The following is a 25,033-nucleotide window of genomic DNA, read 5'->3' on the forward strand; positions in this document are numbered from 1 at the left end:
TTATTCCCCTCCGCCCTGCTTCATGACATGGATCGCTTCTGGTTCAAAATGAAGGCCAATTTCTTCCCCGATGTCCGCCTTTTTTGTTGAGTGAACGAGCCACTCGTTTCCATGCGTATCATAACAACAAAGCTCATAATGTACGCCGCGAAATAAAACGGAATCGACGCGTACACGCAATTTGCCTCGCTCAACCGTTGTTAATTCTAAATCTTCAGGTCGGATGACAATATCCACTTGTTCGTTTTTCGCAAATCCGTGATCGACGCACGTAAATTGTTGATTTGCAAATTCCACAACAAAATCGTCAATCATCGTTCCCGTAATGATGTTTGACTCCCCAATAAAATCAGCGACAAAGCGGTTGACAGGCTCATCATAAATGTCTTTTGGTGTACCGCGTTGTTGAATCTTTCCTTTATTTAACACAAAAATTTCATCTGACATCGCAAGCGCTTCTTCTTGATCGTGAGTGACGAAAATAAATGTAATGCCAAGTCTTCGTTGCAGTTCGCGCAACTCATATTGCATTTCTGTTCTCAGCTTTAAATCGAGCGCAGAAAGCGGTTCATCTAATAAAAGGACGTCTGGTTCGTTGACGATCGCGCGGGCGATGGCGACACGTTGCCGTTGTCCACCCGACATTTCATGAATGGCGCGTTGTTCGTATCCTTCTAAGTTGACGAAACGAAGCGCTTCTTTTACTTTTCGTTCAATGTCTGCCTTTGGCATTTTTTTTATACGCAAGCCAAAAGCAACGTTTTCAAACACGTTTAAGTGAGGAAAAAGCGCATAGTCTTGGAACACCGTATTTACTTGTCGTTTATTTGCTGGAACATGGTTTATTCGTTTTCCGTGGAAATAAATATCGCCTTTCGTCGGTTCGATAAAACCAGCGACTAAACGAAGAATGGTCGTTTTTCCGCAGCCGGAAGGACCGAGAAGCGTATAAAATTTGCCGCGCTCCATTTCAAAGCTGACATCATCGAGTACAGGAAGATCATCATCGTACTGTTTCGTCACATGGTCAAAGCGAATGATGACGCGATCGTCCATATTGTTTTTCCCACCTCATTTAGCTATTTTTTAAATTCATTATGAACGATCCGTCTGTATTCAGCAACTTTTTATTGAAGAACGCCGTAGCTAATAATTTCAACCGTTGGATGAATATCGATCTTTGCTTTCGCGAATGCTTTTGGCCAGCTTTTTACCTTTTGAAACTGTTTGTATTCGTAAGCGCGGGCATACAAACCAAATCCGACTGGATCGACTTCGTATTTTTGCATTTTTTTAACGACGGATTCCAGTTGTTTTTGTATTTCTTTTGCAAGCCATTTCTCGACCTTTTTCTTTTCTTTTTTCATATCGATGTATGTTGTTGACTCAGTGACGATCACGCCGAGCTTCATACGAACGTCAAAATGGAACGCCCCGTTTCGAAATGACGGTTTATATGAAAAATCACCATGTTCAACCGAAATGCTGACATATTCTTTTTGTTTTTTCGTTTGAAACGTAAGCGATGTAGCAGGTTTAACATTTTTTTTCAATATCGCAAAATACGGACTTTCTTTTTGGGAAAGGCTACCGACATATTTTCGTTGTTCATTAAATAAAGCAATGCCACCCGCTATTAAGTCGCCTTTATGCACTTTTAAAATAGGTGCAAATGAAGTTTGGGCACGATCGAGCGATAAACGCCGAAAATCAAGCATATTAATTTTTGTCGTTTGTTTGCCGGCATGGGCCGTTAATATAACATCGCGAATAGCGACAGATAAACGCGGTTTATCGTTGAGACGAACGTACATTAAATCTTTTAATGGGCCATCGAAAACGATAAAATTCGCTGTTGTTGAGTTTTTCGGATCGCGGTAAAACACATCCAAATAGGAAAACATGTCGTGTTTTTTCGCGAGCGTTTTACTGACGATAATGTTTTGCGCTTTTCCACCAACAATTTTTCCAGACGCAAACGCGTTTGCTTTTGAACGTCCGTCGCGCGGTGTCATTCCAACTGTACGAATGACTTCGTAAATGTTTTTTGCTTCTTTATTAAATACCGGGCTAATCGAGTAAATGAGTAAATTTCCATTTTTCCCCTCATCTAAACCGACCGTCAATGCGAGTGTTAATTCGTCAAGTTGTGTTTTCATTCCACATCCAGTAGCTATAAAAAAGCAAAGTATGGCATATATACACTTTTTCATTTCTTTTTCCCTCCTTGAAACCATCGTGCAATGGAGGTGTAAATAAATAAACCGATAGGGAAAAAGTAAGCTCCCCATAGACCGTATCTTTCCCACCACGATCCCATCATTTGAATATGGGAAAAAGGTGGGGTGTATAAAAAGGACGTGAAAATAAATATACAAACGGCAACGAGTAGCACAATCGTATGATCTTTTTTGCCAATGAGTTGACTAATGCCGAAAACAGTTGTAAAAATGTACGGGATACCTGTCGTTGACATAACAAACAAATAAAACGATAAAAAAATCACTTCAAATCGTTCGATAAACGAAAATTCAATCGTTTTTAGTAGCGACAACGTCGGCCAAATAAGCGAAGGAGTTTCATCTGGGCTAAAAAAAATAAAACATGTGATCGTAATTAATAAAAACGTAAAGCCCGATATGCTGTTGGCGATGACCATCGCTTTTACGGCATGCTTTTTTTCTTTTAAAAACGGGTAAAACACGAATGCTAACTCAAAGCCTAAAAAAGATAAAACCGTCGTTTTCACCGCTTGAATAATCGGAGCCCATCCTTCTTTTAAAATAGGAAGCATATGCAAAATCGTTCCCTTTTGTAACGGCACAGCGATAAGAATAGGCATCCAAAGCGTTAAATAAAAGACAACTTCAGCATAACGACCAAGTATGCGCACACCATTTCTCGTAATGAAAAAGCCAGGGAGCATAAATAACATCATAATAAGATAGTTCGGTGTGTTTGGTAAAATCCATACTTGTGTAATATGAATGGCAGTAAAAACGACGGTGATTGACGCTAATAAAGCGTAAGCGACAAAAGCGATATGGATCAAAGTTCCAAATATACGACCGAAGTAGCGACGAGAAAGATCAAAAATCGTATCTTGCTGATGCTTTTCCATCGTTTTAATAATGATCGTACTGGCGATGATCGAAATGATCCAACCGATGACAATGGCGATCCATCCATCTGTATTGGCGATATCGGCAAGTTGGGCTGGAAGTGATAAAATGCCGATGCCAACTTGTGTACCCGAAATAAGAAAAATATATTGCATCGTTGTTATTTCGTTAAATTGATATCGTTTCATACGCACCACTTATTTGCGAAATTTTTTTTGTCTCGTCAGTTGCGTTGGGCGGGCGGATAATGGCCGCGTGCGCATCATCCAAAGCGGGAAGCGTAAAAGTGTATCTTTCCAATCGCGCAACCGTGCCGGAGCAAACGGGCTCCCTGCAGGTGTGCCAAGCGACTCTAATGAAATTAAATGGCCGATAATAAGCATGAATCCGATCACCATTCCGACTAAACCAAACAAAGAAGCAGCAATCATCATTGGAAAACGCAATAAACGAATCGACTCGGACATATCTGGGTTTGGAATAATAAACGATGCAATCGCTGTTAACGAGACGATGACGACCATGATGTTGCTGACGATACCGGCTTCAACGGCCGCTTGTCCAATGACGACACCCCCAACAATGCCGACCGTTTGTCCAATTGGCGCAGGTAAACGCAAACCCGCTTCACGCAACATTTCAATCGCAAGTTCCATTAAAATGGCTTCTAAAATCGGTGGAAGCGGGACGCGTTCTCTTGACTCTGCAACCGTAAGCAATAAATTGAGCGGAATAATTTCGTAATGAAACGAAAGTGCTGCAATGTAAGCGGACGGTAAAAAAATCGCCATAAAAAAGGCAAGCAACCGCAAAAGTCGCAAAAACGAGGCGATCATCCAACGTGTACTGTAATCATCAACGGTTTGGAAAAACGTAATAAACGTCATCGGACCGATCATGGCGCTAGGCGAGCGGTCAACAACGATAACGATGCGACCTTGCAGTAAGTTGCTTACCGCAGCATCTGGTCGCTCCGTCAACAAAAATTGCGGAAACGGTGAAAACGGATTATCTTCAATATGTTGCATCAGTTCCCCGGTATTGACGATCGTATCGACATCAACTTGTTCAATCCGATCTTTTAACTCTTGCAGCACTTCTGGATGGGCGATGTCTTCTAAGTACAATAATACGACAGGGGTATGTCCGCGTCTCCCGACGGTCGTTTCTTCAATTTTTAATTGTTGGTGCGGCAAATAACGACGAATTAACGCAATATTTTTTTCACACGTTTCAATAAAACCTTGGTGCGACCCTTTAAGCGACGATTCCACTTGCGGTTCTGCAATGGCGCGTTGCGGCCATCCTTGCGTATCCAAAAGCAATACGTGGTCGTCACCGTCTAGAAATAGTGCGGTTTCCCCTTGAAACACTCGTTGAATGACATGTTCCCATTTTGTCGTATATGATTTTGAGCCGATTGGCAGTTGAATATCCGCGATCGTGTGAATTTGTTTCGTTTCAAATAAAAGCGGATCAATAATGTTATTATTAATCGAGTTTTTATCCACGAGCGTATTGAGATAAATAAGCAACGCTCGCTTTTTTGGTTCCCCAATAAATAGATGGCAATATATGAGATCAGGCGTTTTTGTAAAATAATCACGCAACGTTTGTTCGTTCATATCGAGCGAGTGCGTGACGGTTTGTTGTATGCCGTTCATCATTCATCCCCTTTAAGCTGTTGAAGTGGTTCGATAGCTGGTCCTTCTAGCACTTTTCCAGTAAAACAGAAGCGTGAACCGTGGCACGGGCAGTCCCATGACCGTTCGCTATTGTTCCATTCGAGTTCACAACCCATATGTGTACATGTCGTATCGATGACATACAGTGTGCCTTGTTCATCGCGGTAGGCACCTGCCCGTTTTCCGTCCACATTGACAACGGCTCCTTCTCCTTTCGATATGTCGTGCGGAGTACGAAGAGCATATTCAAGTTTTCCAGTTAAAAAATGTTTAGCGACATCAATGCCCTCAGTAAACAAATTGTTTAGTGATGGGTCAGCGATAAATCGTGACGGAGTAAATAAATGTGCGTAACGATGTTCTTTTTGTAACGCTAAATCTGTCAAAAGACGAGCTGCGACCATACTTGTCGTCATCCCCCATTTTCGATATCCTGTCGCGACAAGAATGTGCGGGAGACTTGTGCGAATCGGACCGATGTATGGAAGATTGTCTAGCGTGATGAGATCTTGCGCCGACCAACGATATAGCACATGTGATAAACCGAACGTATGTTCACAAAATGATTGTAACGCTTCATAGTGTTGAATCATGTTGATCCCTTGTCCGACTTTATGCGACTCGCCACCGATTAGAAGAAGCGGCTTGCCGTCCATCGTTGTGCAGCGAAGCGACCGCTTCGGTTCATTTGCGCTCAAATACATGCCTTGCAATCGTTCATGAGCTTCGACCGCAATGACGTAAGATCGCTCTGCATGCAAGCGTGCAAAGTAAAAAGCAGGGTCAAAAAACGGAAAGTGGGTACAAATGACAACAGTGTCACATGTGATCGTTGCTCCATTTTTCGTTCGTACAATCGGCCGCCCCGTTGTCTCGATATGTTGTGCGACAGTTTGTTCGTAAAAAGATGCCCCGTATTTTACTGCAAGCTCCACTAATGTTTTTATATAATGGAGCGGATGAAATTGCGCTTGGTTACGCATCATGACTGCACCTTGGATGGAGAAAGGAAGCGACAGTTGATCGACATATGCCCCGTCGATGCCGAGCGTTTCATACGCTTTCCATTCCGCCTCAAGCTTATATAATTGCGTTTCTTCAGTCGTATACACGTATGCGTCTTCTACCGATAAGTCGCAATGAATATCGTGTTCTTTTACGATATGCAAAATCGATTGCAGCGCTTCTTTATTTGCTTCGTAATATTGACGAGCGCTATCTTCACCGAAGTGGGCTATCAGTTCATGATAAATGAGATCATGCTGGGCAGTCATTTTTGCAGTCGTATGCCCTGTTGTGCCGTGACATAGCCGATCTGCTTCGATGACGGCGACGCGCACGCCTTGTTTAGCGAGCAAATAAGCCGTCGTAATGCCTGTTATTCCTCCACCAATAATCGCTACATCTGTTTCAATCGGTTGCGTCAGAGATGGAAAAGACGGAATCGTTGTTGTTTGTAGCCAATACGATTGTGATAACTTTGGTAAAGACATGTTTTTGTTCCTCCATAACCATGTTTTTCTTAATTTTCCCCAAATCGAAAAGTTTATGATGAACATTTGTAAAGATGATAAAATGGAAATAGACGAGTATCGAAACGTTTTTATAACATAACGTAAGAGGGAGATCGAAAGTGAATAAAGATGCAAACATTCGTTTACAAGATAACGTGGTGTTAGAACATTATGGGCTTAATGAATTGCATTTAGAATCTGTTCGTCATTATCGCGAACAATTTGCAAAAGCAAAGCCAAACCATCCGTGGAACGGGTTAGAAACGAAAGATTTTTTATATAAAATTGGGGCATGGGGAAAAATACGAGATACAAACAAAGAAGGGCTCACATTAGCAGGGCTCCTTATGTTCAGCGAAGAGCGAATGATTACAGAAGTTTTACCACAATACTTTTTAGAATATCGCGAACATGACGACAATGATATGCATTGGACAAATCGTTTCACTTCACAAGACGGAACGTGGTCGGGAAATATTTATGATTTTTATTTTAAAGTGATGAACGAGTTTAAAGATGTAGCTACATTTGAAAAAGAAGCTGTGCATGAAGCGCTCATCAACGCGATTGTCCATGCCGATTACAACGGTGATGGAGGCGTTATTGTTGAACGGCAGCGATCATATATACAATTTTCTAATCCTGGGCTTTTCGGCATTCCTTTAGAACAAGCGTATAGCGGCGGGATTAGCCATTTGCGCAATCCGAATATGTTTAAAATGTTTATTTACATTCAATTTTGTAAACGTGCTGGAGTCGGTTTAAAAACGATAGAGACGATTTGTTTACAGCAACTTGCTGTCGAGCAATATGATTTTCAAAAACGAACGGTCGTTACATTGCCTATTGTGTCCTTCTCAGAAAGACACGAACATATAGAGGAGATCGAGGCAGTAAGTGATTGGACGGATGATGTGCCATTATTGGACTCCGTAAATAAAGACGAAAACTCCTATAATATCGAACAAAACTCCTTAAATAGCGAGCTAAACTCCGTAAGCAAAGGGCTTAACTCCATAAATAATAAGGATAGCTCCATAAATAAAGACGAAAACTCCGTAAATATCTCTTTCGACTCCGTAAATAAATCGGATGAGGAAGAAGAAATAAATGTCGATCAGGAGCTATGGAACATTGCTGAAATTGCACGTAAGAAAAAAAGGCTTGCACCGACTAAAATGGAAGAAATCATTTTGCAACTATGCGCTCATCGACCGTTAATGTTAAAACAATTAGCGTATTTATTAGATCGAACGCCAGACGGTTTACGAAACAACTATTTAGGAAAGTTATTAGCAGAAGGAAAAATGAGGTTAAAGTATCCAGAACAACCAAATCATCCGAAACAAGCATATATGACGAATAAGTAATATTCATGATTTGTTCAATATTTCACAATCTATAATAGAGAAAAGAATGTTACAATGATGGTAACAAAAGAAAAGTTGAGGTGACAAACAATGCTTGTATGCGAATGGAGAAACTTTTCAACAGATGCGGAAACATATACACTAGAGCTATTTGAAGAAATGATTGGCGATGAATTTGAAGCGATGATGTTTGAAGATGATCAAGAAATTCCGTCTTATATATGGACAGTAAACTATGTTGTCATTGTCAAACGAAATACGCGTATGTACAACGATATTTCGTTTACGAAAATTCCGCGCAATCCAGTATGTGAGTAACCGCCTTCTTTATGAAGAAGCGGTTCTCTTATAAAACATACTTGCTCAACATTTCACAAAGTTGACACACATGAACGAAATTCCTTTCGCTATAATGAAAATGTGAAAACAATCACAATTTTATTTTCAATTAACTTGTGAAAAATTTCACAAGAACAATACAGGAGGGTCTTATATGGCTGTTGATGAAAAAGTATTAGACCAAAAGAAAGAAGTTACGAAAATGATCGACACCCTTGTGGCGAATGCGCAAAAGGCGTTAAAAGCATTTCGTGATTACGATCAAGAAGCGATTGACCATATCGTCAAGCAAATGGCGTTAGCTGGACTTGATAAGCATATGTATTTAGCAAAATTAGCGATCGAAGAAACAAAACGTGGCGTGTATGAAGATAAAATTATTAAAAACATTTTTGCGACAGAATACATTTACCATAACATTAAATACGATAAAACGGTTGGCGTCATCCGAGAAAATGAACAAGAAGGCATCATTGAAATTGCCGAGCCTGTTGGGGTGATTGCTGGGGTTACACCGGTAACAAACCCAACATCAACAACGATGTTTAAGGCGCTTATTTCAATTAAAACGCGCAACCCAATCATTTTTGCGTTCCACCCATCTGCGCAAAAATGTAGCAGTGAAGCAGCGCGTATTTTACGCGATGCAGCCATTGCAGCTGGCGCGCCAGAACATTGTATTCAATGGATCGAAACGCCTTCTGTCGAAGCGACTCAACAATTGATGCATCATCCTGGCGTTTCGCTTATTCTTGCGACAGGTGGAGCAGGCATGGTTAAAGCGGCATATAGCTCAGGAAAGCCAGCATTAGGGGTTGGACCTGGTAACGTGCCTTGCTATATTGAGAAAACCGCAAATATAAAACGTGCCGTGAACGATCTTATTCTATCAAAAACGTTTGACAACGGCATGATTTGTGCATCTGAACAAGCGGTCATTATTGATAAAGAAATTTATGATGCTGTGAAAAATGAGATGATCGCAAACAAATGTTATTTCTTAAATGAAGAAGAAAAGAAAAAAGTTGAAAAGCTCGTCATTAATGAAAATACGTGCGCAGTCAATCCGAATATCGTCGGTAAACCAGCATATGAAATTGCGAAAATGGCAGGCGTTGATGTGCCAGTTGATACGAAAATTCTTGTGGCAGAACTAAAAAGCGTCGGTCCGCAAGAGCCACTTTCTCGTGAAAAATTAAGCCCGGTATTGGCGTGCTATAAGGTGAATAGTACAGAGGAAGGATTAAAACGAGCAGAAGAAATGCTTGAATTCGGTGGACTTGGCCACTCGGCTGTCATTCATTCAGAAAATCAAGAAGTCATTCTTGAATTCGGTAAGCGAATGAAAGCAGGACGGATCATTTCGAACGCCCCATCTTCACAAGGAGCGATCGGAGATATTTACAACGCATACATTCCGTCATTGACGCTCGGTTGCGGTACGTTCGGTGGCAACTCTGTTTCGACAAACGTTGGGGCGACACATTTAATTAACATTAAAAAATTAGCGAGAAGGAATGTAAACATGCAATGGTTTAAAGTTCCGCCAAAAATTTATTTTGAAAAACATGCGACACAATATTTAGCGAAAATGCCAAACATCTCGCGTGCCTTTATCGTTACAGACCCAGGCATGGTGAAGCTCGGCTATGTTGATAAAGTGTTGTACTATTTACGCAAACGCCCAGATTATGTGCATTGCGAAATTTTCTCAGAAGTTGAGCCGGATCCATCGATTGAAACAGTCATGAAAGGTGCCGATATGATGCATGCGTTCCAACCAGACGTCATCATCGCTCTCGGTGGTGGTTCGGCGATGGACGCGGCGAAAGCGATGTGGTTGTTCTATGAACATCCGAATACAGACTTCAATGGGTTAAAACAAAAGTTTTTAGATATTCGTAAGCGTGTATTTAAATATCCAAAACTCGGCCAAAAGGCGCAATTTGTGGCGATTCCAACAACGTCTGGTACAGGTTCAGAAGTGACATCGTTTGCGGTCATTACAGATAAGAAAAATAACGTCAAATATCCGCTTGCTGATTATGAGTTAACACCAGATGTCGCCATCGTTGACCCACAATTTGTTATGACGATGCCAAAACATATTACAGCGGATACAGGTATGGACGTATTAACGCATGCCATTGAGGCGTACGTATCGAACATGGCGAACGACTATACAGACGGATTAGCGTTAAAAGCAATTCAGCTCGTTTTTGAATACTTGCCACGCGCATACAAAAACGGCAACGATGAAGTAGCGCGCGAAAAAATGCACAACGCATCAACCATTGCTGGGATGGCATTTGCGAACGCCTTCTTAGGCATTAACCATAGTTTAGCGCATAAACTTGGTGCAGAATTCCATATTCCGCACGGACGGGCAAATACGATTTTAATGCCGCATGTCATTCGTTACAATGCGCAAAAACCGAAGAAGTTTACAGCGTTTCCGAAGTACGAACATTTCGTAGCTGACGAACGTTATGCTCAAATTGCGCGCTTGCTCGGCTTGCCAGCAAGAACGACAGAAGAAGGAGTAGAAAGCCTCGTTCAAGCGGTCATTAAGCTCGCAAAAGAACTCGACATGCCATTAAGCATCGCAGCAACAGGCGTCAGCAAAGAAGCATTCGAAAGCAAAGTTGACCAACTTGCTGAATTAGCTTTCGAAGATCAATGTACAACAGCTAATCCAAAATTGCCATTAGTCAGCGACCTTGCCGACATTTATCGCCAAGCGTATAAGGGAGTGTAAGATGATTAGGGACGTCCGATGAAGGATGTCCCTTCTTTTTGTTTATGGTACACTAATAGAGGAAAGCGAGGGACGGATCATGAAGCAAGCAAAGACGAATGCTGTGCGCATGCTTGAGCGCGCGCGTGTGCCATATGAACTGTTGACTTACGACTATACGGATGGGCAAATTGATGGAATATCGGTTGCGAAAAAAATTGGGCAACGTGAAGAAATTGTATATAAAACGCTTGTGACAGAAGGGACGAGCGGACAACTTTACGTATTCGTCATCTCTGTCGCAGCGGAGTTGCATGTAAAAAAAGCAGCGGCCGTTGTTGGAGAAAAAAGCGTGCATCTGTTGCCTGTGGCAGACATTGAAAAAATGACAGGGTATGTGCGTGGCGGTTGTTCGCCAATTGGAATGAAAAAGATGTATGACACGTATGTTGACGAATCCGCCCTTGCGCACGAGCAAATCATTGTGAGCGCAGGGAAAATTGGCATGCAAATGAAACTTTCTGTTCGAGATTTATTAAAGCTGACAAATGGAAAAACTGCACATGTCGTCAAAGAGTAGAAAGGAGAATTTTCGCATGCGAATGACAAGAGAGGAAGAACTACACATCGAAGAAGGATTGTTGGATGATGACAATCGGTTGCTTGCGGAAATGATTTTGCCAAGTCGGTTAAAGCGCATGTATGATGTGCTAAGTGCACGAACAAGGTATATTACTATTTTGACGGAAGCGGTAGACGACCCGCACAATCAGGCAGCGGTATTGCGTTCAGCGGAGGCATTTGGCATTCAAGATGTTCATGTCGTTACCGGAGCGGCTCCGTTTGAGCCGAACAAATGGGTGACGCGACATGCGGACAAATGGTTAACGGTGCATAAACATTCATCGATTGAACGGGCGATTCGCCATCTCCAACAAAAAGGCTACCAAGTATATGCAAGCTACCTCGGAGAAGGGACGATTCCGCTTGAACAAATTGACGTATCGAAACCGACGGTGCTTTTGTTCGGAAATGAGCATCGTGGGGTATCCGAAGAAGCGCTTGCTTTAGCGGACGGAAAGTTTATCATTCCGATGAACGGATTTGTGCAAAGTTTTAATATTTCTGTCGCGGCAGCGATTTCCCTTTATGAAATCACGAAGCGGGCGAAACAAGTGGCAGGGGAGCGTTATCATTTATCGCTAGCAGAAAAGAAAGAAATATACGAACATTGGATGAAGCTTTCGCTTAGCCCACGGCTAAGAAAAATGGTGGAAAGTAAAATAGGAGGACGCAATGATTGAAGCGGTGATTTTTGATTTAGATGGCGTCATTGCTGATACTGTTGAACTGTATTATATTGCGACAAAACGTGTCGCCGATGAAATTGGGGTACCGTTTGATCGACAGCTCAATCAAAAGCTACAAGGGATGAGCAGACAGGCGATGGTTGAGACGCTTCTCGGTGAAAAGGCGCATGAATGGTCGGAGGAAGAAAAACGAGCTCTTGGTGACCTTCGCGGTCAATATTATCGCGAGTTGATCGAGCAATTGTCGTCAAGTGACGTGTTGCCGGGAATGAGGGAGCTTCTTTGCGACATTCAGCGCGACGGTGTCCCGATGGCGCTCGCGTCGTCAAGCTCAAACGCACGTGTCGTTGTCGAGCGGCTCAACGTGCGCTCTTTTTTCGATGTCATTGTGGATGTCAAAACGATTACGCGCATGAAGCCAGATCCGGAAATTTTTTTAACAGCTGCGAGACAACTTCGTGTCGACCCATCTCATTGCATTGCTATTGAAGACGGGGAAGCGGGAATGAAAGCGATCAAACAGGCGAATATGTTTTCCGTCGGCATCGGTGAGCATTTAGCTTCGCTGTCTCCCGATTGGCTCGTTCAACGGACAACGCAATTGACATGGGACGAGTTAAAAAAGCGATTTATGCAAAAAGCTGGTCAATGACGACCAGCTTATTTTGCGCCTAATATTTCCTTTGCTTTTTCGACAAGTTCTTCTGATGGCGTCGGGATGCCTTCAAGTGGATACGTGAGTCCAAGTGCTTTCCATTTGTATACACCGAGTTGATGATACGGAAGAACTTCAACTTTTTCGACGTTGTGCAACGTACGAATGAAGTCAGCTAAGCGATGTAAATCTTCTTCATCGTCTGTGACGGTCGGAACGAGCACATGGCGAATCCAGACAGGTACGTTTCGTTCTGATAATAGACGTGCAAACGCTAAAATATGTTCATTCGTTTTTCCTGTTAGTTTACGATGTTTTTTTTCATCAATATGTTTTAAATCAAGCAAAATTAAATCTGTGTATTGAAGCAATTCATTTAATTTTTTTTGAAATGATGCTTCCGTCGTATAACATCCGCCAGACGAATCAATCGTTGTATGAATGCCAAGCTGTTTACAACGGCGAAATAGCTCAATTAAAAAATCGATTTGTAAAAGCGGTTCTCCGCCACTAACCGTTATTCCGCCGCCGGATGCTTGCATAAAAGGCAAGTACGTCTTTGCATCAGCAATAACTTCATCAACAGACATTTGTTTTCCTTTGCCAATCTCCCACGTATCTGCGTTGTGGCAATATTGGCAGCGCAATAAACAGCCTTGAGTAAAAATGACGTAACGAATGCCGGGACCATCCACCGTTCCGCACGATTCGATTGAATGAATAAATCCGTTCATGTTGTTTCCTCCTAGGTAGAAAGCTCCCACGATGCGTGGGAGCTTCCATTACATTGTTTCATGGAACGTCCGATTAATGACGTCAATTTGTTGTTCGCGTGTTAATTTAATAAAGTTGACCGCATAACCTGATACGCGAATAGTCAATTGCGGATATTTTTCAGGATGTTCCATCGCGTCAAGCAACGTGTCGCGGTTAAAGACGTTGACGTTTAAATGATGACCGCGTTTTTGCGCATAGCCATCTAAAATCGCGACAAGGTTTTGAATGCGTGTCGCTTCATCTTTCCCGAGCGCTTTTGGTACGATCGAGAACGTGTTCGAAATACCGTCTAATGCATATTCATACGGTAATTTTGCGACAGAGCTTAACGATGCAAGCGCTCCTTTTGTATCGCGACCGTGTAATGGATTCGCACCAGGGGCGAACGGTTCACCAGCGCGACGACCATCTGGTGTATTTCCTGTCTTTTTACCGTATACGACGTTTGATGTGATCGTTAAGATGGATGTCGTATGTTTCGAATCGCGATACGTTTTATGTTTGCGCAATTTTGTCATAAAGCGTTCAACAATATCGACCGCAATCGAATCAACGCGATCATCGTTATTTCCGTATTTCGGAAAGTCGCCTTCAATTTCAAAGTCGACAGCTAAGCCGTTTTCATCACGAATCGTTTTTACTTTCGCATATTTAATCGCACTTAATGAGTCAGCGACAACCGACAACCCAGCGATACCAGTTGCCATCGTGCGCAAAATGTGCGTATCGTGGAGCGCCATTTCGATTCGTTCATAACAATATTTATCATGCATGTAATGGATGACGTTTAATGTATTAATATACAATTCTGCTAGCCATTCCATGACGTTGTCAAATTTGCGCATCACTTCATCGTAGTCTAAGTATTCAGATGTGATTGGCGCAAACTCTGGGCCGATTTGCACTTTTAATTTTTCATCCACGCCGCCGTTAATTGCGTATAATAATGCTTTTGCAAGGTTTGCACGCGCGCCGAAAAATTGCATTTGTTTGCCGATGCGCATCGCGGATACGCAGCATGCGATGCCGTAGTCGTCGCCGAACTCAGGTCGCATTAAATCGTCATTTTCATATTGAATGGAGCTTGTTTGAATCGACATTTTCGCGCAATATTTCTTAAACGCTTCTGGCAACTGTGTTGACCAAAGCACCGTTAAGTTTGGTTCTGGCGCCGGGCCTAAGTTATCGAGTGTATGCAAGAAGCGGAATGAGTTTTTCGTCACAAGCGGACGACCGTCAATCGCGACACCGCCAATGGACTCTGTGACCCACGTTGGGTCGCCGCTAAATAGCTCATTGTATTCTGGCGTTCTTGCAAATTTGACGAGACGCAATTTCATGACGAAATGGTCAACAAGCTCTTGCGCTTCGCGTTCTGTTAATGTTCCTTCTTGCAAGTCGCGCTCGATATAAATATCTAAAAATGTAGAGACGCGACCTAAGCTCATGGCTGCACCGTTTTGTTCTTTAATCGCCGCAAGGTAAGCGAAATATAACCATTGGAACGCCTCATGTGCGTTGCGCGCCGGTTTAGAAATATCGTATCCGTAGCTTGCAGCCATTTCTTTTAATTCTTGAAGAGCGCGAATTTGTTCCGTTAATTCTTCACGAAGACGAATGATGTCTTCGCTCATTGTACGCGCACCTGTATTGCGTAAATCTTTCTTCTTCTCTTCAATTAAGCGATCCACACCGTATAAGGCAACGCGACGATAGTCACCGATAATGCGACCGCGTCCATATGCGTCAGGAAGTCCTGTAATAATTCCTGCTTTGCGCGCTGCTTTCATTTCATCCGTATATACGTCAAATACGCCTTGGTTATGCGTTTTACGATATTGCGTAAAAATTTTCTTTACTTCATCGCTTACTTCATATCCGTAAGCTTCGCATGCTTGCTCCGCCATGCGAATACCGCCAAATGGCATAAGCGCCCGTTTAAACGGTTCGTCTGTTTGAAAACCAACAACTTTTTCAAGTTCTTTATTCAAATAGCCAGGTCCATGCGATGTAATGGTTGATACGATTTCTGTATCCATGTTGAGAACGCCGCCTCTTTCGCGTTCTAGTTTTGAAAGTTCCATCACTTGTTCCCAAAGCTTTTTCGTCGCTTCCGTCGGACCTTGTAAAAACGATTCATCCCCTGTGTAAACGGTTACGTTATTTAAAATAAAATCACGAACGTCAATTTCTTCTTTCCATTTTTCACCTTTAAACGTTCTCCAAGCGTCCATTAACGCTTCATGTACAGTCAGTAGCGCCATTATAATCTCCTCCCATTCGTTAAGGAATAGTAAAAAATATCCCCTATATAAAGAATACTACTTTTTGACAAGACGAGGAGAAGGGAGGATTGACGAATTTGTGAAAAGTTGATCAAAAACATTTTTTAAAATAAAGATTTTTCCAAAAATTATTTTTATAAAATTTGTTGCATAAAAACAAAAAAGCTGATAATATGTGAAACATGAGGGGCATAACATGTTTATACACAAGCATTTATTATTTTACAACAAATAGTAAGGGGGATTAACAATGATAAAAAAAGGAATGATTGCAACGCTTGTTTTTATGCTTATGTTTGCGCTTGTTGGATGCGGTAGTTCGACAGAAAAAACGGCGACAACAGAAAAGAAAGTGACTGTCGTCACAGATGCGGCGTTTGCCCCATTTGAATACATGGATAAAGGGGAAATTGTCGGCTTTGATGTCGATTTATTAAAAGCTGTCATGAAAGAAGCTGGACTAGAATATGAATTAAAAAACATCGGCTGGGATCCATTGTTTGCGGCTATTCAAGGGAAAACAGCGGATATGGCCGTTTCAGGAATTACAATTAACGATGATCGAAAAAAAACATATGACTTTTCTATTCCTTACTTTGAATCAACACATATGATTCTTGTTAAAGAAGGAAGTTCGATTAAAAGCGCGAAAGATTTACAAGGAAAAGTTGTCGGTGTCCAAAATGGTACAACTGGACAAGAAGCGGTTGAGAAGATTTTAGGAAAAGAGAATAAAAATATTAAAAAGTTTGAGAATACGGTCGTTGCGATTATGGACTTATTAAACGGCGGTGTGGAAGCTGTTGTTACAGATAATGCCGTGGCGAACGAATACGTAAAAAATAATCCAGATGCTAAAATTGTAGCATTTGAGGATCCAGAACATTTTGAATCTGAATTTTACGGCTTTATGTTCCCGAAAGGAAGCGAATTAAAACAAAAAGTAGACGAAGCGTTGAAAAAAGTCATCGAAAATGGCACGTACACAGAAATTTATAAAAAATGGTTTGGTACAGAACCGAATATTGAATCATTACAACAACAGCAATAACGTTGATGTAAAAATTGCGTAACTGCTAAGGTTACGCAATTTTTACAAAGGGAAAGGTGATTGATGATGGATTTTCGTTTCAATATCATTGTTGAATATGCCCCGTTTTTTTTAAAAGGGGTGTTATGGACGATCGGCTTATCGTTAGTCGGTATCTTTTTCGGGACGATTCTCGGTTTAGCCATTGGGCTCGGAAAAATGGTTCGAAACCGCCTCATTCGTCTTCCTTTTGATTGGTACGTCCATTTTTTCCGTGGCACGCCATTGTTCGTACAAATTTTACTTATTCATTTTGGCGTGATGCCGATTTTTACCGCTCAACCGAACCCGCTCGTATCTGGCGCCATTTCTTTATCTTTAAACGCAGCGGCGTATATTGCGGAAATTTTCCGTGCTGGCATCCAGTCCATTGATCGCGGTCAAATGGAAGCGGCTCGTTCGCTTGGAATGACGCACGTACAAGCGATGCGTTACATCATTTTGCCACAAGCCATTAAACGAATGATTCCGCCGCTTGGCAATGAATTTATCGTTCTCATTAAAGATTCTTCTCTTGCAGCAATTATTGCAGCGCCTGAACTGATGTATTGGGGACGAGCGATGCAAGGTCAATATTATCGCGTTTGGGAACCGTACTTAACTGTTGCGCTCATTTACTTAGTGCTTACCCTCTCGTTAAGCAAGTTGCTACATCGGTTAGAAAGAAGGTATGACGCATGATTCGGGTTACAAATTTAAAAAAATCGTTCGGATCGCTACAAGTGTTAAAAGGAATTGATGTGCACATTCATGAAAAAGAAGTGGTTGTCGTTATCGGCCCTTCTGGTTCAGGAAAGTCGACATTTTTACGTTGTTTAAACTTGCTTGAAGATTTTGATGAGGGGGATATCGTCGTTGACGGATTTCATTTAAAAGATCCGAAAACGGATTTAAATAAAGTGCGTGAAGAAGTTGGTATGGTGTTTCAACGATTTAATTTATTTCCGCATATGACGGTGCTTAATAATATTACACTCGCCCCGATGAAAGTGCGCAAATGGTCGAAAGAAAAAGCGACAGAAAAAGCGATGCAACTGCTTGCGAAAGTCGGCTTACAAGATAAGGCACACGTATATCCGGATTCATTATCTGGTGGACAGGCACAGCGTGTCGCTATTGCTCGTGCGCTTGCGATGGAGCCAAAAGTTATGTTATTTGATGAGCCAACATCTGCGCTCGATCCAGAAATGGTTGGGGAAGTGCTTGCCGTCATGAAACAACTAGCAAAAGAAGGAATGACAATGGTCGTCGTGACGCATGAAATGGGATTTGCGCGTGAAGTCGGGGATCGTGTTCTCTTTATGGACGGTGGAGTGATCGTGGAGGAAGGAACGCCACAACAAATTTTTGATGCACCACAACATGAGCGAACGAAGTCATTTTTATCCAAAGTGTTATAAGAAAAAGGTGTCCCGTGTGTCAGGACACCTTTCGTTTTTATGCTAATAATTGTTTCTCTAATGCCACTTCGACAGGAACGTAGTCGTAACCGAGGTCGCGTGCGACAGCTTCGTATGTGATTTCTCCGTTTGCGACGTTTACACCAAGGCGTAATGCAGGGTTGTCTGCGACCGCTTTGTGTACGCCTTTATTTGCAATTTGTAGTGCGTATGGCATTGTGACGTTTGTGAGCGCAAGTGTTGATGTGCGCGGCACAGCTCCAGGCATGTTCGCTACTGCGTAGTGAACGACGCCGTGTTTCACATATGTTGGGTTGTCGTGCGTTGTTACATGGTCGCTCGTTTCAACAATACCGCCTTGGTCGATCGCTACGTCAACGATGACCGAGCCTGGTTGCATCGCTTTTACCATTTCTTCTGTCACTAATTTTGGCGCTTTTGCTCCTGGAATTAATACTGCACCGATCACAAGGTCAGACTCCGCAACAGCTTGTGCGATGTTCATTGGGTTAGACATAAGCGTATTAATTTGGCTTCCGAAAATATCGTCAAGTTCACGTAAACGTTCTGCGCTTAAGTCGATAATCGTGACGTTTGCACCTAAGCCGATCGCCACTTTTGCTGCGTTCGTTCCGACGACACCGCCGCCAATGATCGTTACTTTTCCGCGGCTAACGCCTGGAACACCGGAAAGAAGAATACCTTTTCCGCCTTTTGTTTTTTCAAGGAATTGAGCACCAATTTGTGCTGCCATGCGTCCTGCTACTTCGCTCATCGGTGTCAAAAGCGGTAACGTACGACCAACTTGTACCGTTTCATAAGCGATGGCGATGACACCTTTTTCTTTTAGCGCACGCGCTAATTCTGGTTCAGCAGCGAGGTGTAAGTATGTGAACAATACTAATCCCGGACGGAAGTATTCATACTCGCTTGGTAGCGGTTCTTTTACTTTCATCACCATATCCGCTTGCGCCCATACATCTGCGGCGCGTTCAACGATTTGTGCGCCTGCCTGAACGTAAGCTTCATCTGTGAAACCGCTTCCAATTCCTGCATTTTTCTCAATTAATACAGTATGTCCATTGCTGACGAATGACATAACGCCAGCTGGTGTAATCGCTACACGATTTTCATTATTTTTAATTTCCTTTGGAACACCAATAATCATGTGTTGTTTCCCCTTTCATGTTGTCTTTCATTATTATCTACAGTATAAATGTTTTTTATCATTTGTTGTTTGTTTAGAAAAGAGAAAGAAAAAACAAGCTTTTGTGGATTTCCACAAAAGCTATGTTGTCCGATATTTGTCTAATTTCATATCGATATATAGTTTTACTTTTTCGCTCATATTGCTTAAGTCAATGTTTCCAATTTCACTTATTCGCTTCAGACGGTAAGCGAGTGTATTCGGATGAATATTGAGCGTTTTCGCCGTTTCATTGACGTTGCTGTCACAGTCAAGATACGTTTCAATCGTCTCCACTAAGTTTGTATGATGTTGGGCATCGTATTGCTTCAGCTTTTCGAGCGCGGCGTTGTGGAAATCCCCATGTCGTTTTTGTTCAAAAAGCAAATCAAAAAATTGATACATGCCAAGATGTTGATAGCTTTGAATATTCGCAAGTTGATGAGGAAAGGCGCGTTTCATTTTTAATACCGTTTGTGCTTCTTCATAACTTTTTGCAATTTTTGTGTAGCACTCATACACATTTCCGAACGCCCCCATCATAATGTCGACGCGAAATCGTTCTTTCATTTGCGTCATAAACGAGCGGAAAAATCGCTCAATGTGCGCTTCCCCGTAGACGTTCGAGCTTGGAGCGACGAGCACGATGAGCCGCTGATGGTCGATCGTATAAAGCGGAATAGCGAGTTGTTGTGTCGTCTTTAATAAATAATCAATTTGCCGCTCCACTTGCGTTTGAATCTGTTGTTGAAATTGAAAAATGCCAACAGAAAAAAAAGGATATACATGCACGTTTAATTGATGGCATTGTTCAACGATGTCATGAGGAGAAGAAACGTGTCCCGTTAATAGCTTCCAAAAAAACTCTTGAATGCGCTCTTCTTTTTTATGTTTGCGAATTTGTAGTTGTGACAACAAATTTTTCGCTGCTTTCGCTGCTTGTTTTAACAAATGAAACTGCTGCTCTGTCCACGGCTCATTCATTTCAATTGCCCAAATAAACCCGAGCACCTCTTTATTTTTCCAAATCGAAATGGCGATGCGATTGCCGAGTCCTACTTCTGAAATTTCTGTGACACGAACAGGCTCTTCGCTCTGCAAAAGTTTTGGAATTACCCCTTCACGCCATAAACTATTAATGACCCGCTCTGGCACGCGACGATGGATGATTGTCGCCGTGCGAGCCGGATCGGTGTAATGCTCATGTCCACTATAAGCAATTAAGCGATGGTTTGCATCTTCAATCGTAATCGGACATTGTAATAACTCGCTCACACGATCTGCAAACTCCTCTAAACTTTCAAAGTGAGTGGCAAAAGGATTCATGACATCCACTCCGTTTCTTACGTTGTTTTTTACGATTATTGTAGCACGTTTTATATTGTGCATTGCATTTGTATCATTGTACATATTACGATGGAGTGGGAGGGAATGACGATGAAGAAAGGAATTATTAGTCTTGGTGAAGCGTTAATTGATTTTATTCCACTTGATGCGACAAATCGGGCGTATCAAAAAAGTCCGGGGGGAGCGCCGGCAAATGTTGCGGTTGGTGTCGCACGCCTTGGTGTTCCATCGACGTTTTTAGGGAAAGTTGGTCGCGATGTGCTAGGCGTTTTTCTAAAAGAAACGCTTGAGGCATACGGAGTGAACACATCTTTCCTTCAATTTAGTGATGATGTTCGCACAGGTGTCGTTTTTGTGACGTTAGCGGAAAATGGAGAGCGAAGCTTTGATTTTTACATTAACCCGAGCGCTGATCGCTTTTTATGCGAAGAAGAAATTGATGAGTCGTTATTTCGCACTCATCGCATTCTTCATTTTGGCTCGATTTCACTGATTAGTGAACCTGCACGAAGCGCTACAAAGCGGGCTGTTATGCTAGCGAAAGAAAACGGCATGATCGTTTCATATGACCCAAATTTACGCCTCGGTTTGTGGGAAAGTGAACAACAAGCTCGCGAAATGATTATGTCAATGTTACAAGAGGCAGATGTACTTAAAATTTCTGAAGAGGAATTGACGTTTATTACGGGGGAGAAAGATATTGGGAAAGGTATCGATGCCCTCGCCCCATACAATATTCCTCTCATTGTCGTCACGCTAGGGGAAAATGGCAGTTATACGTTTACGAAAGAAGGGTCGGTATTTACTCCGGCACTCAAAGTACAGGCAGTAGATACGACAGGAGCCGGTGATGCTTTCGTTTCTGGCATGCTGTATTGCTTACATGAAAGAGAAGGAACAATCGATTCGTTATCCCTTGCGGAAATTGAACAAATGGCGCGCTTTGCGAGCGTTTCTGGCGCGTTAGCTGCATCGACGAAAGGGGCAATGACAGCGTTGCCAACACGCGATGAAGTCGAACGTATTTTACGCGAAGGTTGGTCGAAATAATAGAAATTATGTTAAAACTTTTTCTTGTCAAATGTTCAGTTTTTTTCGTATGATGAAAGAAAAGGGAGTATTCCTTCAAATATGGAAGGTTGCTCCTTTTTCATTCATAAATAAAAGGTGATGAAGCGATGGAGCAAGATAAGCTAAAAAAAGTTGTTGAAGCAGCAAAGTTGTATTATTTGTTAGACTACAATCAAAACGACATTGCAAAAAAGCTTGGCGTATCGCGTCCGACGGTGTCGCGCCTACTACAGCAAGCAAAAGAAGAAGGAATTGTAGAAATTAAAATTAACGATCCAGCCGAAGATATTCAACAGTTGGCGAAACAGCTTGAACAAAAGTTCAACCTAAAAAAAGCAATTGTTGTATCGGTCCCTGAACATCAAGATGGCATTATTAAAAAATATGTAGGAAAAGAAGCCGCGGAATATTTACGCTCGATCGTCAAAGACGGCGATGTGATCGGTGTGACGTGGGGAACAACGTTGTATCACGTTGCATTACAGCTAAAGCATAAACATGTCAAAGACGTGAAAGTTGTGCAATTAAAAGGTGGCGTTAGTTTATCAGAAACGAATACGTTTGCGTCAGATATTTTACACTTGTTTGGAAGCGCCTTCAATGCAACGGTGCACCATTTGCCGCTACCTGCAATCGTGGATCATGTCGTTGTTAAGCAGGCGATGGAGGCGGACCGCCACATTCGCAAAATTCTTGATCTCGGTCGGCAAGCGAATATTGCTGTATTTACGATTGGACCAATTAAATCAGAGTCACTATTGTTCCAGCTTGGTTATTTTACAGAAGAAGATTTGCAAACGATTTATTCAAAAGCTGCTGGTGACATTTGTTCACGTTTTTTTGATCAAAATGGAAAGCTATGTAGCGAAGAGTTAAATGCGCGTACGCTCGGCATCGAGTTAGAAGATCTCAAAAAGAAAGAATATTCGATTGTCATTGCAGGAGGCATTCATAAAGTCGCTGGCATATACGGCGCGTTAAAAGGAAAATATGCGAACGTATTAGTGACGGATCAATTCACTGCCGAATGTTTGTTAGAAAAAGAATAAAAAAAAGACAAATGGGGGAAAAGAAAAAAGCCCCCTTTTATTTATGTATTTATGCAAAAAGGAAGAAACATTTAGCGAAACCATGAATTTTCTTTGACATTTGTTCATGTTAACGTTTACATATGTTCGTTTTCCTGTTATATTGATTACGTAATCAAAATTCAACTTATAGGAGTGTTCAACATGAATATCGTTTGGGGACTTGTCGGTATTGTCGTTGTCCTTGGGATCGCTTTTCTTTCTTCAAACAATCGCAAAGCGATTAATCCGCGAACGATTTTAGGTGGTCTCGCGATTCAAGTCGCTTTCGCGTTTATCGTTTTAAAATGGGAAGCAGGGAAAGCAGCATTGCAGTGGTTGACAAATGGTGTCACAAGCATTATTAACTATGCGAATGAAGGAATTAACTTTTTGTTTGGCGGTATGTTTGCGGCAAAAGGAATTGGATTTGTGTTTGCGTTCCAAGTGTTGCCGGTCGTCATTTTCTTCTCCGCGTTAATTTCTGTTCTTTACTATATTGGTGTGATGCAATGGATTATTAAAATGATTGGTGGGCCGCTTGCGAAATTGCTCGGAACGAGCAAAGCGGAGTCCATGTCAGCCGCGGCAAACATTTTCGTCGGTCAAACCGAAGCGCCTCTTGTGATTCGTCCGTATTTGTCTAAAATGACACAATCGGAATTGTTTGCAGTTATGACGGGTGGATTAGCGTCTGTTGCTGGTTCTGTGCTCGTTGGTTACTCGCTTTTAGGTGTTCCGCTTGAATATTTACTTGCGGCAAGTTTCATGGCAGCGCCAGCAGGATTAGTTATGGCGAAAATGATTGTGCCTGAAACAGAGCCGATTAAAGAAGATGAGCATTTTGAGATGGAAAAAGACGAAGAATCAACAAACGTCATTGATGCAGCTGCACGCGGAGCAAGCGACGGCTTGAAGTTAGCGTTAAATATCGGTGCGATGTTGTTAGCGTTTATCGCTCTGATTGCGTTAATTAATGGGTTGCTTAGCGGCATCGGCAGTTTGTTTAATTACGAAGGTTTGACGCTTCAAAACATTTTAGGATTCCTCTTTGCACCTATTGCGTTTGCGATCGGTGTACCGTGGTCTGAAGCGGTGACAGCTGGTGGATTTATCGGACAAAAATTAATTTTAAACGAATTTGTTGCGTATTCATCATTTGCGCCACAAATTCCAGATTTATCTGCAAAAACGGTAGCGATCGTTAGCTTTGCGCTATGTGGATTTGCTAATATTTCTTCGATGGGTATTTTACTTGGTGGATTAGGAAGCTTAGCGCCAAATCGTCGTAGCGACATTGCGCGCATGGGCTTAAAAGCTGTCCTTGCTGGTATGCTTGCTTCATTGTTAAGCGCATCCATTGCGGGTATGTTTATTTAAAAAACAAGGAGGAATGAATGATGAACATTGCTAGCATGATTGATCATACGTTATTAAAACCGGAAACAACGAAAGCACAAATTGAAAAATTAGTGGAAGAAGCGAAAAAATATGAATTTGCGTCTGTATGTGTCAATCCGACATGGGTGAAATTCGTTGCTGAACGTTTACAAGGAACGAAAGTAAAAGTGTGTACAGTCATCGGCTTTCCGTTAGGAGCGACAACACCAGAAGTCAAAGCGTTTGAAACAAAACAAGCGATTGAAAACGGTGCGCAAGAAGTCGATATGGTCATCAATATCGGTGCGTTAAAAGACGGCGATGATGAGCTTGTAGAGCGCGACATTCGCGCCGTTGTCGATGCAGCAAAAGGAAAAGCTTTAACAAAAGTGATTATTGAAACAGCGTTGTTGACAGATGAAGAAAAAGTGCGTGCATGCGAAATTGCCGTTCGTGCTGGTGCAGATTTCGTTAAAACATCAACAGGATTCGCAAGCGGTGGGGCAACAGTAGAAGACGTCGCATTAATGCGCAAAACAGTTGGTCCAAACGTTGGCGTAAAAGCATCTGGCGGCGTGCGCAGCGCAGCGGACGCGAAAGCGATGATTGACGCAGGCGCAAACCGCATCGGTACAAGTTCTGGACCAGCAATTATGGAAGGAACGACTTCAAACGAAGCATACTAATGGAGGCATTGA

At 42.2% G+C, this 25,033-nt stretch carries 22 protein-coding genes; 13 read left to right on the plus strand and 9 right to left on the minus strand.

Annotated elements, in window-relative coordinates:
• From HNR63_RS00280 to HNR63_RS00300, 5 genes are all read right to left on the minus strand, one after another.
• Positions 1 to 1,056, minus strand: coding sequence for an ABC transporter ATP-binding protein (locus HNR63_RS00280; protein WP_181519420.1), 1,056 nt, complete (start codon positions 1,054 to 1,056; stop codon positions 1 to 3).
• A 71-nt stretch (positions 1,057 to 1,127) separates the two neighbouring features.
• Entirely contained in the window at positions 1,128 to 2,159 is a 1,032-nt protein-coding gene (locus tag HNR63_RS00285) for a Ger(x)C family spore germination protein (RefSeq protein WP_246316691.1), read from the minus strand.
• A 50-nt stretch (positions 2,160 to 2,209) separates the two neighbouring features.
• Positions 2,210 to 3,310, minus strand: coding sequence for a GerAB/ArcD/ProY family transporter (locus tag HNR63_RS00290; RefSeq protein WP_181519422.1), 1,101 nt, complete (start codon positions 3,308 to 3,310; stop codon positions 2,210 to 2,212).
• A 9-nt stretch (positions 3,311 to 3,319) separates the two neighbouring features.
• Entirely contained in the window at positions 3,320 to 4,789 is a 1,470-nt protein-coding gene (locus tag HNR63_RS00295; RefSeq protein WP_181519423.1) for a spore germination protein, read from the minus strand.
• Complete coding sequence (locus HNR63_RS00300; RefSeq protein WP_181519424.1) at positions 4,786 to 6,300, minus strand: FAD-dependent oxidoreductase; 1,515 nt, start codon at positions 6,298 to 6,300, stop codon at positions 4,786 to 4,788. Before HNR63_RS00300 ends, HNR63_RS00295 begins: the two co-directional genes overlap by 4 nt.
• A gap of 140 nt (positions 6,301 to 6,440) precedes the next feature.
• Here HNR63_RS00300 and HNR63_RS00305 point away from each other — a divergent pair, with 140 nt between their 5' ends.
• The 6 genes from HNR63_RS00305 (at position 6,441) to pgmB (ending at position 12,729) form a co-directional block, all read left to right on the plus strand.
• Positions 6,441 to 7,691, plus strand: a complete 1,251-nt coding sequence (locus tag HNR63_RS00305; RefSeq protein WP_181519425.1) for a transcriptional regulator — start codon at positions 6,441 to 6,443, stop codon at positions 7,689 to 7,691.
• 90 nt (positions 7,692 to 7,781) lie between these two features.
• Positions 7,782 to 8,009 carry a hypothetical protein gene (locus HNR63_RS00310; protein ID WP_021094383.1) on the plus strand — a complete coding sequence of 76 codons (228 nt, stop codon included), beginning with the start codon at positions 7,782 to 7,784 and terminating at the stop codon, positions 8,007 to 8,009.
• 175 nt (positions 8,010 to 8,184) lie between these two features.
• Complete coding sequence (gene adhE / locus HNR63_RS00315; RefSeq protein ID WP_181519426.1) at positions 8,185 to 10,788, plus strand: bifunctional acetaldehyde-CoA/alcohol dehydrogenase; 2,604 nt, start codon at positions 8,185 to 8,187, stop codon at positions 10,786 to 10,788.
• 79 nt (positions 10,789 to 10,867) lie between these two features.
• On the plus strand, positions 10,868 to 11,347 hold the full coding sequence (gene ybaK / locus HNR63_RS00320; protein WP_181519427.1) for a Cys-tRNA(Pro) deacylase: 480 nt from the start codon (positions 10,868 to 10,870) through the stop codon (positions 11,345 to 11,347).
• Between the two features lie 16 nt (positions 11,348 to 11,363).
• Positions 11,364 to 12,071, plus strand: a complete 708-nt coding sequence (locus HNR63_RS00325) for a TrmH family RNA methyltransferase (protein WP_181519428.1) — start codon at positions 11,364 to 11,366, stop codon at positions 12,069 to 12,071.
• Positions 12,064 to 12,729 (plus strand): beta-phosphoglucomutase, encoded by a 666-nt coding sequence (gene pgmB / locus HNR63_RS00330; protein ID WP_181519429.1) that lies wholly within the window; start codon positions 12,064 to 12,066, stop codon positions 12,727 to 12,729. The genes HNR63_RS00325 and pgmB overlap by 8 nt, the downstream gene beginning before the upstream one ends.
• Positions 12,730 to 12,737: 8 nt before the next feature.
• On the opposite strand, the gene pflA is transcribed toward pgmB, so the two are convergent.
• Positions 12,738 to 13,466, minus strand: coding sequence for a pyruvate formate-lyase-activating protein (pflA, locus tag HNR63_RS00335; protein WP_181519430.1), 729 nt, complete (start codon positions 13,464 to 13,466; stop codon positions 12,738 to 12,740).
• 48 nt (positions 13,467 to 13,514) lie between these two features.
• Complete coding sequence (gene pflB, locus HNR63_RS00340) at positions 13,515 to 15,743, minus strand: formate C-acetyltransferase (RefSeq protein WP_425485157.1); 2,229 nt, start codon at positions 15,741 to 15,743, stop codon at positions 13,515 to 13,517.
• Between the two features lie 301 nt (positions 15,744 to 16,044).
• On the opposite strand from pflB, the gene HNR63_RS00345 reads away from it, so the two are divergent.
• The 3 genes from HNR63_RS00345 (at position 16,045) to HNR63_RS00355 (ending at position 18,284) form a co-directional block, all read left to right on the plus strand.
• Positions 16,045 to 16,845, plus strand: coding sequence for a basic amino acid ABC transporter substrate-binding protein (locus HNR63_RS00345; protein ID WP_181519432.1), 801 nt, complete (start codon positions 16,045 to 16,047; stop codon positions 16,843 to 16,845).
• A 66-nt stretch (positions 16,846 to 16,911) separates the two neighbouring features.
• Complete coding sequence (locus tag HNR63_RS00350) at positions 16,912 to 17,565, plus strand: amino acid ABC transporter permease (protein WP_181519650.1); 654 nt, start codon at positions 16,912 to 16,914, stop codon at positions 17,563 to 17,565.
• Entirely contained in the window at positions 17,562 to 18,284 is a 723-nt protein-coding gene (locus HNR63_RS00355; RefSeq protein ID WP_085788586.1) for an amino acid ABC transporter ATP-binding protein, read from the plus strand. Before HNR63_RS00350 ends, HNR63_RS00355 begins: the two co-directional genes overlap by 4 nt.
• Positions 18,285 to 18,321: 37 nt before the next feature.
• Here the strand turns inward: HNR63_RS00355 and ald are convergent, their stop codons facing one another.
• Positions 18,322 to 19,452, minus strand: coding sequence for an alanine dehydrogenase (ald, locus tag HNR63_RS00360; RefSeq protein ID WP_042894337.1), 1,131 nt, complete (start codon positions 19,450 to 19,452; stop codon positions 18,322 to 18,324).
• A gap of 120 nt (positions 19,453 to 19,572) precedes the next feature.
• Positions 19,573 to 20,796 carry a PucR family transcriptional regulator gene (locus HNR63_RS00365; RefSeq protein ID WP_181519433.1) on the minus strand — a complete coding sequence of 408 codons (1,224 nt, stop codon included), beginning with the start codon at positions 20,794 to 20,796 and terminating at the stop codon, positions 19,573 to 19,575.
• Positions 20,797 to 20,901: 105 nt separating this feature from the next.
• Here HNR63_RS00365 and HNR63_RS00370 point away from each other — a divergent pair, with 105 nt between their 5' ends.
• From HNR63_RS00370 to deoC, 4 genes are all read left to right on the plus strand, one after another.
• A complete protein-coding gene (locus HNR63_RS00370; protein ID WP_181519434.1) occupies positions 20,902 to 21,867 on the plus strand; it encodes an aminoimidazole riboside kinase in 966 nt (321 codons plus the stop codon).
• Between the two features lie 128 nt (positions 21,868 to 21,995).
• Complete coding sequence (gene deoR / locus HNR63_RS00375; RefSeq protein ID WP_021094370.1) at positions 21,996 to 22,937, plus strand: DNA-binding transcriptional repressor DeoR; 942 nt, start codon at positions 21,996 to 21,998, stop codon at positions 22,935 to 22,937.
• Between the two features lie 183 nt (positions 22,938 to 23,120).
• Positions 23,121 to 24,335, plus strand: a complete 1,215-nt coding sequence (locus HNR63_RS00380) for a NupC/NupG family nucleoside CNT transporter (protein WP_085788594.1) — start codon at positions 23,121 to 23,123, stop codon at positions 24,333 to 24,335.
• Positions 24,336 to 24,352: 17 nt separating this feature from the next.
• A complete protein-coding gene (gene deoC, locus HNR63_RS00385) occupies positions 24,353 to 25,021 on the plus strand; it encodes a deoxyribose-phosphate aldolase (protein ID WP_412674707.1) in 669 nt (222 codons plus the stop codon).
• Positions 25,022 to 25,033 lie beyond the last annotated feature (12 nt).

It is taken from the genome of Anoxybacillus ayderensis, assembly GCF_013761015.1.
Lineage (GTDB): Bacteria > Bacillota > Bacilli > Bacillales > Anoxybacillaceae > Anoxybacillus > Anoxybacillus ayderensis.